At 72.7% G+C, this 13,307-nt stretch carries 11 protein-coding genes; 5 read left to right on the top strand and 6 right to left on the bottom strand.

Annotated features, from left to right (window positions below; translation table 11 throughout):
* The first annotated feature begins 124 nt into the window (after window positions 1-124).
* Window positions 125-250: a hypothetical protein gene (locus tag J2S43_RS10165; RefSeq protein WP_306828589.1), complete on the top strand. Its 126-nt coding sequence runs from the start codon at window positions 125-127 to the stop codon at window positions 248-250.
* 188 nt (window positions 251-438) lie between these two features.
* Here the strand turns inward: J2S43_RS10165 and J2S43_RS10160 are convergent, their stop codons facing one another.
* The 4 genes from J2S43_RS10160 to J2S43_RS10145 are packed head-to-tail and all read right to left on the bottom strand — an operon-like array spanning window position 439 to window position 3,801.
* The gene (locus tag J2S43_RS10160) at window positions 439-1,611 is read right to left on the bottom strand and encodes an ABC transporter permease (protein ID WP_306839238.1); all 1,173 of its coding nucleotides are present in this window, start codon (window positions 1,609-1,611) and stop codon (window positions 439-441) included.
* 11 nt (window positions 1,612-1,622) lie between these two features.
* Window positions 1,623-2,273, bottom strand: a complete 651-nt coding sequence (locus tag J2S43_RS10155) for an ABC transporter ATP-binding protein (RefSeq protein WP_306839236.1) — start codon at window positions 2,271-2,273, stop codon at window positions 1,623-1,625.
* An 8-nt stretch (window positions 2,274-2,281) separates the two neighbouring features.
* Window positions 2,282-3,304: a peptidoglycan-binding protein gene (locus J2S43_RS10150; protein ID WP_306828588.1), complete on the bottom strand. Its 1,023-nt coding sequence runs from the start codon at window positions 3,302-3,304 to the stop codon at window positions 2,282-2,284.
* Window positions 3,301-3,801, bottom strand: a complete 501-nt coding sequence (locus J2S43_RS10145) for a hypothetical protein (RefSeq protein WP_306828587.1) — start codon at window positions 3,799-3,801, stop codon at window positions 3,301-3,303. Before J2S43_RS10145 ends, J2S43_RS10150 begins: the two co-directional genes overlap by 4 nt.
* A gap of 87 nt (window positions 3,802-3,888) precedes the next feature.
* On the opposite strand from J2S43_RS10145, the gene J2S43_RS10140 reads away from it, so the two are divergent.
* Together J2S43_RS10140 and J2S43_RS10135 are read left to right on the top strand one after the other, a co-directional pair.
* A complete protein-coding gene (locus tag J2S43_RS10140) occupies window positions 3,889-4,545 on the top strand; it encodes a response regulator transcription factor (protein WP_306828586.1) in 657 nt (218 codons plus the stop codon).
* A 3-nt stretch (window positions 4,546-4,548) separates the two neighbouring features.
* Window positions 4,549-5,775 (top strand): HAMP domain-containing sensor histidine kinase, encoded by a 1,227-nt coding sequence (locus tag J2S43_RS10135; RefSeq protein WP_306828585.1) that lies wholly within the window; start codon window positions 4,549-4,551, stop codon window positions 5,773-5,775.
* Between the two features lie 310 nt (window positions 5,776-6,085).
* Here the strand turns inward: J2S43_RS10135 and J2S43_RS10130 are convergent, their stop codons facing one another.
* The gene (locus J2S43_RS10130) at window positions 6,086-6,892 is read right to left on the bottom strand and encodes a siderophore-interacting protein (protein ID WP_306828584.1); all 807 of its coding nucleotides are present in this window, start codon (window positions 6,890-6,892) and stop codon (window positions 6,086-6,088) included.
* The gene (locus J2S43_RS10125) at window positions 6,889-7,407 is read right to left on the bottom strand and encodes a GNAT family N-acetyltransferase (RefSeq protein ID WP_306828583.1); all 519 of its coding nucleotides are present in this window, start codon (window positions 7,405-7,407) and stop codon (window positions 6,889-6,891) included. The genes J2S43_RS10130 and J2S43_RS10125 overlap by 4 nt, the downstream gene beginning before the upstream one ends.
* A gap of 130 nt (window positions 7,408-7,537) precedes the next feature.
* Here J2S43_RS10125 and J2S43_RS10120 point away from each other — a divergent pair, with 130 nt between their 5' ends.
* Window positions 7,538-8,800, top strand: a complete 1,263-nt coding sequence (locus J2S43_RS10120; protein WP_306828582.1) for a nucleotide disphospho-sugar-binding domain-containing protein — start codon at window positions 7,538-7,540, stop codon at window positions 8,798-8,800.
* Window positions 8,801-8,958: 158 nt separating this feature from the next.
* The gene (locus J2S43_RS10115) at window positions 8,959-13,287 is read left to right on the top strand and encodes a hypothetical protein (RefSeq protein WP_306828581.1); all 4,329 of its coding nucleotides are present in this window, start codon (window positions 8,959-8,961) and stop codon (window positions 13,285-13,287) included.
* Window positions 13,288-13,307: the final 20 nt, after the last annotated feature.

The raw sequence follows: 13,307 nt of genomic DNA, 5'->3' as shown, positions 1-13,307 counted from the left end.
TCGTGACCCCCGGTCCGGCGCCGCCACGCGGGTCACCGCGCCCACCCACATGAGAACGTCCCGCCCACGCCCACGTAGGTTATGTCCACTGCGGATGGTGTCCGGCCACGGAAGGGGAGACTCTGTGGAAACGCGCAGACGGTTCGTGGAGCGCGCCACCTCGGGCCCCGGCTACGCCACGATAGTCGCGGCCACCGCGCTCCTGGTCGGGGTGGCCGGCGCGCTCCTGGAGGCCTGGAACCCCTGGTAGGGCAGAACCCTCAGAGCGACTCTCCCGCTTCCGGCGTGGTGCCGCCCGCCTGCGCGGAGCGGCACCGGTCGTCGCCGGCGCTCCTTCCCGCCGGTCAGCGATCGCAGAGGCAGGACCCCGATCCGCCGCCGTTCTGGCCGGCGCTCGGGCCGGCCAGAACGGCCATGCGGGTCCCGGCCGGCACTCGGCTACGGCACGCTGAGCGCCTCCGTCGGTGGCAGACGGGCCGCGCGCACCGCGGGATAGAGGCCCGCCACCCCGCCGATCAGCACGGTGACCGCGAGACCGGCGGCCTGCGCCCAGACGGGCACGGCCGGCGGCCAGTCCCGGAACCAGGCGTATGCCCCGGTCACGGCCGCGCCCGACAGGATCCCGGCCGCGCCGCCCAGCGCGGACAGCAGCAGTGACTCCACGAGGAACTGGGTGCGGATCTGCGCCCTGGTGGCGCCGAGCGCGCGGCGCAGCCCCACCTCGGCCCGGCGTTCGAGCACCGACACGATCATCGTGTTGGCCACCCCGACGCCGCCGACCAGGAGCGCGACCGCGCCGAGCCCGAGCAGCAGCCCGGTCAGCGCACGATCGGTGACCGCCTGGGCGAGAAGCGCGTCGGACGGCCGTTCCACCAGGACCTCGTTGGGGTGGGCCGGGGCGACCGCGCGGGCCAGCAGCGCCCGCACGTCCGTGACCCGGTCCGGGTCCGTACGGACGTAGACCGTGCCGATGCCGCCGTCGAAACCCAGCAGCGTCTCCGCGGCCGGCCAGCCGACCAGGACCGCGGTGTCCAGCTCCGGCGCGAGCGGGGCCGGCCGGAGCACCCCCACCACGACGAACCAGCGGTTGCTGAGCCACAGCCGGACGTCCGCATCGACCCGGTGGACGCCGAGCAGCCGCGCCGCCTCCGCACCGAGCACGACCGCCGGACCACGCAGCGTCACCTGGTTGAGCCAGGAGCCGTAGGCGAGCGCGCCACCCACCGGCCCGAGCAGGTCGGTGCGGGCGGCCAACACCCCGAGCCCGTTGGTCTCCCCCACCGGCATCAGGTCGGAGCGATAGACGGCCACGTCCAGCCGCCCGGTCGCGGAAGCCCCGGTGACGCCGTCGACCCGGCCGGCCATCTCGACCGCCTCGTCCGGCAGTCGCGCCGGCTCACCGCCGAACGTCTGGCCCGGCGCGGCCGTGAGCAGGTTCGTGCCGATCGCGGCCAGGTCCCGCTCCACCCCGGCCCGGCTCGACGCGGAGATGCCGACCACGGCCACCATGGCGGCGACGCCGATCGCGATGCCGGCCGCGGCCAGGAACGCGCGCAGCGGCCGGGTGACGAGCCCGGCCGCGCCCACCCGGGCCACGTCCGGCAGGGACATCCGGGCCGGCTTCACGAGGTCACCCGCCCGTCCCGCATCGCGATCACCCGGGGCAGGCCGGCGGCCAGCTCCCGGTCGTGCGTAATGATCACGACGGTGGTGCCGGCGTCGTGCAGCGCCCGGAGCAGCCGCAGCACCTCCGCACCGGACGCGGTGTCCAGGTTCCCGGTCGGCTCGTCCGCCAGCAGCAGCGACGGCCGGCCGGCGACCGCGCGGGCGATCGCCACCCGCTGGCGTTCACCGCCGGACAGCTCGTGCGGCCGGTGCATCAGCCGGTGCCCGAGGCCGACGTCGCCGAGCGCCTCGACCGCCCGCGCCCGGCGTTCGGGCCGCGGCAGTCCCATATAGAGCAGGCCGTCCGCGACGTTGTCCCGCACGGTCACGCCCGGCGCGAGGTGGAACTGCTGGAACACGAACCCGATCCGCTGTGCGCGCAGTGCGGACAGCCGCCGGTCAGACAGTGCGGACACCTCATGGCCGGCGACGTGCACGCTGCCGCTGGTGGGCCGGTCGAGCGTACCGGCCAGGTGCAGCATGGTGGACTTGCCGGACCCGGACGGCCCGACGATCGCGGTCAGCTCGCCGGGCTCGACGCGGACCGTCACCCCGGCCAGCGCGGTGACGGCACCGTAGGACTTCACCACGTCACGCAGCTCGATCATCGCGGTGCTCATGCCGCGGGCACGCTGACCCGCATGCCGGCGGCGAGCCCGGCCCCGCGGATCTCGACCTTGCCGTCGGTGAACAAACCGACCTCCACCGGTACGAGCGTGACGTCGTCCCCGTCGACGACCTCCACGCCGTACCGGTCGCCGGAAAGCGCCAGGAGCGCGACGACCGGCACGGCGAGCACGTTCCGGCGTTCCTGGACCACCAGCCGCACCTCGGCCGGGTCTCCGTCCGGCGCGTCCAGCGCCTTCTGGTCGGCGACCCGCACGGTGACCGTCGCGTCCTTTCCCGCCTCGGTGGGCTTCTCCACCGCGGCCACGGTGCCGGCGATCTCCCGGCCGTCCGCGACGACCACGGTGGCCGGCCCGTCGACCGGGGCAAGCCGCAGATGCTTCGGGTCCATCGAGAACGAGACACGCCGCTCGGTGCTGGTCGCGTCGTACAACGGCGCCGGCCCGGCCTGCTCGCCGACCCTGACCCGATGCTCTCCCACCCGTACCTCCCCGGTGGTGAAAATGACGTGGCCGAGCGGGACCGTGCCGGTCTGCGCCACACCCAGCCGCTTCTGCCAGGACCTGACGGCCTCGGCGGTGGAGTACCGGTACACGCCGTCGGCGGTGAATCCGGTGTAGCCGAGCCCGGCCAGCGCGCGTTCCAGCTGCCGGACGTCGGGGCCGCTGATCCCGGGGACCATCTCCCGGAACGCGGGCGTGTCACCGGTCAGCAGGATCACCGGCACGTTGTCGACCCGGTAGGCCTCGTCACCGGCCTTCAGCACCGCGCCGACCCGCGGCAGCGACGTCACCGTGCCGGTCAGACGGCCGAGCAGCGGCGGCGCCTCGGCGTACCGGATGCGGCCCTTGAACGTCTGGCCCTCGACCAGCGTGCTGAGCTGCACCTCGGTCGTCGCGTACGGTGCTGGGACCTCCTTACGGGGCCGCGCGGTGCGGGCCCAGCGCACCACGCCCGTGCCGGCGCCGGCCAGGACGCCGGCCACCAGGAACCACCGTCGGGTGCGGCTCATCTGCCGGGCACCGCGGGAACCGCCCCGGCCGGCGCACCACACGCCTCGCTCGCCGCGGTGAACCGCTGCATGGCGTCCTCGTAGCCGGGATCCTCCGGCTCCGGCATGTCGAAGTCACCCGGACGGCCGTCCGCGTCCGGATCGGGGTAGTCCTCGACGCCGTGCTCGCGCATGCACGCCGCGAACGTCAGCGCGGCCTGCCGCTCCTCCTCGGACAGCGGCTCCACCTCGCCCCCGTTCGGCAGCAGCGGCCGGCACTTCTCCGCGGCCGCGCGGACCGCCGGATCGTCCGGGCCGGCCGGCTGCGCCGCGACCATGCCGCCGTTCGCGGCCGGTTTCGGATCCTCGTAATCGGTGACGCCGTTGTCCCGCATGCACTGCGCGAACGCCAGCTGCTTGTCGTGATCTCCGTCGGCGGCCTCCTCCGGGCCGCCGCCACAACCACTCAGGGCGACGATCAGAACCAGCAGGGGTACGGCGAGGTGTCGTCTTCTCATGACCGCCACCGTGCCCGGCGGGCCGTGACGTCCCGGTGTCCCACCACCTCACACGGACGACACACCACCGGAGCAGAATCAACCACCATGCGGGTGCTGGTGGTAGAGGACGACGAGACGCTGGCGGAAATCATCGCGGAAGGGCTGCGCGAGCACGATCTCGTGGTCGACGTGACCCGCGACGGCGCCGAGGCGCTGGAACGCGCCGGTCAGATCGGCCCGGACGTCATCGTGCTGGACCGGGACCTGCCGATCCTGCACGGCGACGACGTGTGCCGGGCCCTGGTCCGCGCGGGCTCACCGGCCCGGGTGCTGATGCTGACCGCGGACGGCGCGGTGGAGAGCCGGGTCGAGGGCCTGGCCATCGGCGCCGACGACTACCTGCCGAAGCCGTTCGCGTTCATCGAGCTGGTCGCCCGGGTCACCGCACTCGGCCGGCGCACCCCGCCGCGCCGCCCGACCGTGCTGCGCCGGGCGGGGATCAGCATGGACGTCGGCCGGCACGAGGTTCGCCGCGGTGAACGGTCCGTGCAGCTGACCCGCAAGGAGTTCGGCGTGCTCGCCGCGCTGCTCCGGGCCGAGGGCGAGCTGGTGAGCGCGGAACGGCTGCTCGACACCGTCTGGGACGAGCACACCGACCCGTTCACCGGTGCGGTCCGGACCACCCTGAAGACGCTGCGGCAAAAGCTCGGCGAACCCGACCCGATCGTGACCGTCATCGGCCGCGGCTACCGGCTGCCGTAAGCCGTGCGCCCGTACCGGCTCTCCATCCGCACCCGGCTGACGCTCGCGTACGCGGCCGTCTCCGCGATCACCGGTGGCGTCCTGCTGTCCGTCGTCCACCTGCTCGCCCGGCGCTCGCTGTTCTTCGCCGACGCGGACCTGGTCTCCACCGTCGGCGCGATCGCCGCGACCCCGGCCGTCGCACCGTCCGCGACCCGCGTGTCAGGACTGCCGGCGTCGCCGGACGCCGCCGGCCAGATCGAGGTGGCGTGGGCACCGCACGTCTACGAGGCCATCGACCGCGCCCGCGAGGAGGCGCTGCGGTCGATCCTGCTGCAGTCCGGCATCGTCTTCGCCATCAGCGTGTTCGTCGCACTGCTGCTGTGCTGGCTCGTCGCCAGCCGCGCCCTGCGCCCGCTGCGGACCATCACCGAGGTCGCCGACCGGCTGTCGCACGACACGCTCGAGGAACGCATCACCGCCTCCGGCCCGCGCGACGAACTGTCCACCCTGGCCGACACGTTCAACACGATGCTCGACCGGCTCGGCGCGGCCTTCCAGGCCCAGCAGCTCTTCGCCGCCAACGCCTCACACGAGTTACGGACCCCGCTGACCATCATCCAGGCCGCCGCCGAACGCGCGCTGTCCCGGCCGCATCGCGCCGAGGACGAGTACCGCGCGGCCCTGACCACCGTCGTCGCCGCCGCGCACCGCAGCGAGCGGCTGCTCTCCAGCCTGCTGACGCTCGCCCGCCTCCGGCAGCCCCCCGCACCCGGCCGCCTCGACCTGGCCGAGACCGCCGCCGAGTGCGTCCGCACGATCCGCTCCCCGACGATCCACGCCGAGCTGGCCCCGGCGGCCACGACGGCCGACCCGGTGCTGATCGACCTGCTCGTCCGCAACCTGGTCGAGAACGCGGTCCGGCACAACGTCCCCGGCGGCGCCGTGTGGCTCTGCACCCGCACCGATGCCGGCACCGCCGTGCTCGAGGTCGCCAACACCGGACCGGTCGTCCCCGCCGACACCATCCCCACGCTCCGGCAGGCCTTCCAACGCGGCGGCCGGCACACCCGCGGCGCCGAGGGCTCCGGCCTGGGCCTGGCCATCGTCGACGCCATCGTCACCGCCCACGACGGTGCGTGGAGCGCGATCCCCCGCGACGGCGGCGGCCTCCTCGTGACCCTGCGCCTGCCCGCCGCTCCCCCGCGTGCCGTCACCACCGCCGTGCCCCCGCACGCGTCCTCCACCTGATGCCGTCCGGGACGAACGGTGCCGCGGGACCACCATCCGCTGCGATGTCGGTACCGGTACGCGCGATCGCTCACGACGCCCGGATCGGCCGCACCAGCACTCAGAACCCCACCACAACCACCCGCCGAAACGTCACTGTTCGTGGTGGGGGTTCAAGCTCGATGCTCCGAACGGGCCGACGGCACACTCCGGCCCGGCCGAATCGCACCGCGACACCGGTGACGGCTCCACTACTGGACAGGAACGCGCCGACGCGCTGCGCACCCCGTACGAACTCGAAGCGCTGCGGCGTAACCGCCGGTGCGGCCGGTCAGTCGCCGGAGCTGCCGGCCGTGCCCTCGCGCCAGTAGCCGCGGACCGCCACCCGCTCGGCGGGGAGGCCGCGGTCGTGGCGCAGGTGAGTGCGGAGCGTGCGCATCACCGCGGCCTCGCCGGCGCCCCAGACGAACGAGCCCGGCACGATCGGGATCGCGGCCACGGCCTCGAGCACGGTCGCCTCCGGCACCGCGCCCAGCCAGCGGATCTCCGCCGCCCGGCCGCCGCCCAGCTCCCGCTCCGGGCCCTCGGCCAGCACCAGCACCCGGATGATCGCCTCGGGCGGCAGCTCCTCCAGGAAGCGCTCGGAGGCCGGCAGGCCGGTCTCGTCCGCGATGAGCAGGTAGTCGTCGCAGTCGGCCGGGAAGACCTGGCCGACGCGCGGGCCGATCACGCCGAGCGCGGAACCGGGCGCGGCGGTCGTCGCCCACCGGCCGGCCGGGCCGTGCGCGTGCAGCACGAAGTCGATGGTCAGCTCGCCGGCGGCCGCGTCGAAGCGGCGCGGCGTGTAGTCGCGGATCGCGGTGGCGTCCCGGCGGCCGGGGGCGGGCAGCGTCAGCTCGCCGGTCGTCTCGTCCGGGACGACCACCCGGACGTGGTCGGCCGAGGCGAGCGGCAGCCACGGGAAGTCGGCCTCCAGCTCGGGCCCGCCGAGCACGATCCGGCGCATGGCCGGGCCCAGCTCCTCCACCCGGAGCACCTCGAGCCGACGGCGCCGTTCCTGGTGGGACACGCGCCGCACCAGGCCGGCGCCCCTGCCTCCCTCACGCGCCGCGGTGCCGCGGCCAGCCGGTTGAGTCACCCGACCATTCTGCTGCCGCCCTGATCGGGCCGGTGCGCGGGGGCGGGTCTCACATATCGGCGGACCGGCACGAGCAGCACCGACTCCCCCACCTCGGCGCGGAAGTCGAACTCGCCGTCGTCGCTCCAGCCCTGCCGCTCGTAGAAGCGGCGGGCGCGCGCGTTGCCGGGCGCGACGGCCAGCCAGGCGGTGCCGTGGCCGGCCGTCGCGACCTGGCGTTCCGCCTCGCTGAGCAGCGTGGCGGCGACACCGGTGCCGCGGTAGGCGGCGGCCACGTACACCTGCTCCACCTCGTCGCCGGCCACCACGATGAAGCCGGCCAGCGCGGCGCCGTCGGCCGCGACCGTGGTGCGCGGCAGCCGGCCGGTGACGCGCGGCGGGAACGACTCCGGCGTGCGCACCGCCACGAGCGCGTCCGGCACGCTGCCCGCGTGCCCGTCGTGCCAGCCACGGTGCCAGAGCCGCGCGATCCCCTCGACGTCGTCAGCCACGGCGGCACGCAGTTCGATCACCATGCCGCGACGGTACGCACGATCCGCTCGCTCCGGCACCCGGGCACGCCGCCGCGGTCCGGACGGATGGTAGCAGGACCGCTGGAGTCTATAGTGGACACTCATCGTGATCGCTCGACGGGAGCCGCCGGGAATGTCGAAAATCATCGTTGCCGCGCCGCCGATTCCCGGGGAGACGCTGCCGATGCTGCGGCTGGCGCGGTTGCTCGCCGCGCGTGGGCACGAGGTGACGATGCTGGCCGGAAGCGGTTATCGCGGCGCGGCCGAGCGAGTCGGGCTCACGTTCGCGCCGCTGAGCGGGCTCGCCGACTACGACATCGGCGAGATCATGGCGGAGCGCGACCGGTCCGGGCTGCCGCCGGGACCGGCGCAGATCGCGTTCGACTGGATGCACCTGTTCGTGAACCCGATGCCCGACGGGCACCGGGCGTTGCAGGAGCTGCTGAACCGCGACCCGGATCAGTACCTGGTCGCGAACGTGCTGTTCCTCGGCGCGTTCGCGGCGGCGAAGGGCGCGCCCGGACGCCGGCCGCGCCGCTGGGTGGGCGTCAGCGTGATGCCGCTCGTGCTCGGCGGCGAGAGTCCCGGCGCGATGGGCATGGTGCCGGCCGGGCCCGGCGGCGACCAGCGCGCGGCCGATGCCGAGTTCGCCACGCACATGCGCCCGGTCCGGGACAGCCTGGGTGCGCTGCTGCGGCAGCTCGGCGCCGACGGCGATCTCGCCCCGGTCTGCGACGCGATCGTCCTCGAACCGGACGCGACCGCGGTGCTGACCGTGCCCGGCTTCGAGTTCCACCGCGCCGACCTGCCGAAGACCGTGCACCTGGCCGGCGCGCTACCGGCCCACGAGGGGCACGACTGGACGCCGCCCGCGTGGTGGCCGGACCTGGGCGGGTCGCGCCCCGTCGTGGCCGTCACCCAGGGCACGCTGATGAACGGCGACCTGTCGCAGCTGATCGAGCCGACGCTGACCGGGCTGGCCGACCACGACGTCACGGTGGTGGCCGCGCTCGGCGGGCGGGACCCGGCCGCGCTGTCCATCCCGGTGCCGGCGAACGCGCGGGTGGACCGTTACATCCCGTTCGACCGGCTGCTGCCGCACGCGGACGTGTTCGTCACCAACGGCGGCGCCGGCGGGCTGCACCAGGCGCTCGCGGCCGGCGTCCCGGTCGTGGTGGCCGGCACGACCGAGGACAAGCCGGCCAACGCGGCCCGCATCGCCCACCACCGCCTCGGCGCCGTCCTCGGCACCGCCACGCCGTCCGCCGCGGCCGTCGCCGGCGCGGTGACCACGCTGCTCGCCGACCCCGAGATCCGCGACAACGCCCGCCGCCTCGCCAAGGTCTACGCCGAACACGACGCGGTCGCGCTCATCGAGGCCCTCGCCCTCACCTGATGCCCACCGAACGGTGCCGGTGGGCAGTACGTGTGGAGCGTCCGTCACCGTTCGCGGCAGAGAACATCAAGCCAGGGGGTACGGCGCCTGCCCATACGCGTCGGCGGTCAGTCCATCTGTCCATGGCGATCCGGCTCCACCCGGGGCAACCATGAGGCATGGGTGTTCCCGGACGGCTGAGCGTCAGAGCCAAGTTGACGATCTGCGCGGTCGCTGTGACGGTGGCCCTGGCCGCGTTCCTGCTGTGCCTGGCCCTCGTCCGCGCCACAGTACGCACTACCGTCGAGTCACTCGTCACCATCGGTTCTGGTTTCGTGGGACTCCTGGCGCTGGTGGTGGCCATCTATTTCGGGATTCGCGCGCAGGCGCCTACGGAAACGTCGGCCGAACGCTTGACCGCCGCGGCCGACGTGCTGCGCCAACAGGTACGGCGGCAGTGGAAGAAGGAGATCGCAACCCGGCGACTCGATCATCCACGGCCGTTGTGTCTGCGCTGGGTCCTGACCGGCCAGCCGGCTGGTGAGCCCACCCCGGTGGTGACTGACGGACAACTTCTGGAGCCGGCCGATCAGATGCCGGCGGCCGCGATGGTGCGGCAGTTCCGCGAGCTGCCGAACGGTCAGCTACTGGTTCTGGGTGGGCCGGGCTCCGGTAAGAGCACGCTGGCGCTGCTGTTCACCTTGGCGGCGCTGGAGCCGGATGGGAAGGTGCCGGTGCTGCTCCCGCTGGCCGGCTGGCGTCCCGACCTGCAGGACCTTGGTTCCTGGGCAGCTGAGTGGATCGTCGACACCTATCCGGAGCTGGCGAACGAGCAGAAGTACGGTCAGCACGCCGCAGCGGCACTCGTCGACCACGACCTGGTGCTGCTGGTACTCGACGGGCTCGACGAGATGCCTCGGGCGCTGCGTCCCGCCGCGATGCGCGGGCTGGGCGACGTGGCCACCCGCAGCGGCCTGAACACCGTGGTGACCTGCCGGGCGGCGCAGTACGAGGAAATCGTGGAGGAGGCCGGCCGCCTGTCGATGGCAGCCGAGGTCACCATCCGCCCGGTCCTGGTCGAGGACGCGATCGAGTTCCTGACCGGCGCGGACCCGGCAGGGGGCAACCGCTGGGAGAAGGTGACGCGGGCGATGCGCGCCGCCCCCGACGGGTGGCTAGCCGAGGCGCTGTCAACACCCCTCATGATCGCTCTGGCCCGGACGGTCTACGGCCCCGGCGTGGCAGACCCCGGCGAGCTGACCCACCTGACGTCGCGGGATGAGATCGAGGCTCACCTGCTGGACGAGTTCGTGAGCAGCGCCTATGGCGACCCGGAGAGAGCCCGCGACCCGGAGCGGTGGCTGAGCACGCTGGCCCGGCATCTGGAGCATCGCCTGTTCACCCCCACCCTGGCGTGGTGGGACCTACCCCGTGCGGTGCCGGCAACGGTGATCGTCGGCACGGTGACTCTCATGATCGGATTGATGGGGGCGGTCACGTGTGCCCTGATCCAGCCGTTTCCGGGCGGCGCGGGCTACAACGCCCAGCTCGGCGTCGCGCTCGGCTCGGGCGCGGGCATCGTCTCAGGTCTCGGTGCCGGACGCAGCCGAGCTCGGCGCGACGCGGGCAATCCGGGCCGCCTGCGCAAGCTCGGTCGCGTGATCATCACCACGGATCGCGACGCATTCGCCGCGGTCCTTCTCGTCGTCGCCGCAGGCGAGGTCATCCGGAGGTTGGCGAGCGGTATCTCGATCAATCCGATCGCGATGGTCACTGACACGATGAGCGACTTCGGCCTCGGCGGATCGGGCGGCCCGATCACGACGCTGCGGGACGCTGTCCTGGTCGCGGTTCTGGCCAGCGCGTTGAGCCTGATGAACACCGTGCTCAGCACCTGGCGCAAAGCGCTGCCGACCCGACCGTCCTGGGACCTTCGCGCACTGCCGGTGCAGTTGCTGTCCGGGGCTGCCACAGGGCTCGCGCTCGCGCTTCCCGTCGGTGTCCTGGTCGGTGTGTTCGCCGGCATGGAGGCCGTCAACCCGGGGTCGGACCTGTGGGCGACCGTCATGGGGTACGGCGGCCCGCTCGCCCTGTGGGTGGTCCTGGCGATCACCCTGAGCATCGGCGTTCCGATCGGTATCGGGCGCTGGCTCGCCACGCACTTGGATGATCAGGCGCCGGTCTCTCCGCGTTCGGTCCTGCGCAGCGACCGCATCACATGCCTGACCGTCGCCTTGGCAGCCGGGATAGCGGCCGGATCCGGGCTCGCGATCGTCCATCGGATCGACGCGAATCTGCTCGTCTTCGCCGGGTACGTGGGAGGTCCCTCTCTCGTGCCGGCCGGGTTCGGCGGTCTGGCCGTGTTCGGCTCGGTACTGCTGGGCGCGGGGTCACCGTGGACGTCCTTCACGGTCGCCCGGGTGTGGCTGGCGATCTGGGGACGCCTGCCGTGGCGATTCATGGACTTCCTCGACGACGCGCACGAGCGAGGGATCCTGAGGCAGGTCGGGCCCGTCTACCAGTTCCGCCACGACCTGGTGCAGCGGCACCTGGCCGGAGAGCCCGGAGCCCACCGGCGGGTCCGGCCCGCTCGGGAGGCTCGGGAGTTCCCCGACCTCGCCACCCGGTCACGGGCCGATCGGGTGGACATCTGGCGATCACGAGCCGGCTCGGCGGCCGCCTGCGTGGTCGTGCCCGCGATCATCGGTACGCTGACCGTGCCGGTATTGCGTGACCAGATCACCGGCCATTTCCAGGACGTGCGTAGCGCTCAGGCACATCAGCTCAACCTGGCGGCCGACGCTCTCGACCCGAGCGCGTCGCAGGACGCCCTGCGACTGCGCATCGCCGCTGTGGAGATCGATCCCGATCCGAGCGCGAAGAACGAACTGGGCGCTCTCCTCCAGATGCCCGCCGATGCGCCGCGCACGCGCACACAGCAGGTGAGGCAGGCCGGCCGATGGGCGATCACCGGAGGCTCGGACGAGTCGGCACGGGCCTGGGACCTGAACGCCGATCGACCGGCTTCCTCGAGCCTTTCCACGCGGCCGGCGACCGTGCGTGAGGCCAATGACCGCTTCGCGGTGCTGTCGATCAAAGACGGCGGGTACGCGACGGTCGACCTCGAGAGCGCGTCGCCCGCACCGGTCGCGCTTCCCGCCGGCACTGAATATCTCGCGCTGGTCGCCAACTGGCTGGTCTACAACGGCGTCGATGGGCTCACCTACGTCTCCGATCTCCGCCGTCCGCGCGCCGCGCCGGTCAAGATCGGGCTGACCGACGAGGTGATGCTGCTGAACGCGGCGGAAGGTTGGATCGTGCATGAGCGATCCGGCCTTCTGGACGCTCGGCCGCTGGACGGCTCCGGCGCACCGCAGCGGGTCAGCTCACGCGGCTCGCTGGCGGAACGATCCGTGCGGTCAGGTGGCCTGGTGCAGTACGTGGCCGACGGCATCTTCCGGGTCCGGGTGCTCCGATCGGGACGGGACGTCGTGCTGGGCCGCCCGGCCGTGGACGACGCAATGCTCGGTCCCGCGTGGTTCGCCCTCGCGCAGGCTGATGGTTCGGCGGTGCTGTACGAGCGGGACAAGCGGCAATCGGACGTCCTCCTCGGTGATGACGTCATCGATCTCGTGGAACTGCCGGATGAGACGCTCGCGGTGACCCACAGCTCAGGACTCGTGGAACGCTGGATGATCGACGAGCGTACGGGTCTACCCGGGAGAGAGGAGCTGCTGGCCGGCGTCGATGAGGTCATCACTGGGGAGAGCGACCACGTGATCGCCGCCAGACGGTCCGGTGGCAGCATCGCATTCGTCGACCTGCGGTCGAACCCGCCGAGTGTTCATGAGACCGGGGAATTCGGCGCCTCCTGGATAGCCCTGACCCAAGACTGGGCCTTCATCGCTCACGATCTCGATGTGGCCGGGACGACGCTATGGGCCGTGGCCGGTGATCCGCGAAAGGTCGCCGAACTCCCCGGCCGTCCGCTTGACTTCGACATCGAATCGTTCACCGCGGGCCAGCTCGACGCAACGCGGTCCTGGGTGTTGCTGGAACGGCCGGAGAAGGACGGCTACGAGGTCGACCTCTGGTACCTCCGTGGTACACCGACGGTCACTGAGCTCGGAGGAGTGCGCGACGGGAGATGGGCTTGGTTCTCGGGCCGCCATCTCGTCTACGCCGATGATGCGGGGTGGACCAAGGTGTTCGGACTGCCGACCGGAGGCAACAGGCCTTACGAGCGATCTCGGCGTGCGTTCGTTTCTGGAGTGACTCTCGCCGCTGGTGGTGAGTGGGGCCTGCTCGAACACAGCAGCCGGGTGTTCTCCGATGCGGAGACCATGGTGTCGGCCCAGCAGTTCGGGGTGCCGCCCCGGCGTCTCGACGGCGAACCTCAGATCGTGGCGTGCGAGTCGGCCAGGACGCCGCTCAGCCCGGAACGGTGGCGGCAGGTCGCGCCAGCCGATGTGCCGTATCGGGAAACCTGCCGAAGTAGGCTGAACTGAGCGGCGCGAACCGGAGCACG

It is taken from the genome of Catenuloplanes nepalensis, from assembly GCF_030811575.1.
Lineage (GTDB): Bacteria > Actinomycetota > Actinomycetes > Mycobacteriales > Micromonosporaceae > Catenuloplanes > Catenuloplanes nepalensis.
The sequence above is the reverse complement of the archived record's forward strand: the minus strand, read 5'-3'. Positions and strand labels throughout refer to the sequence as shown.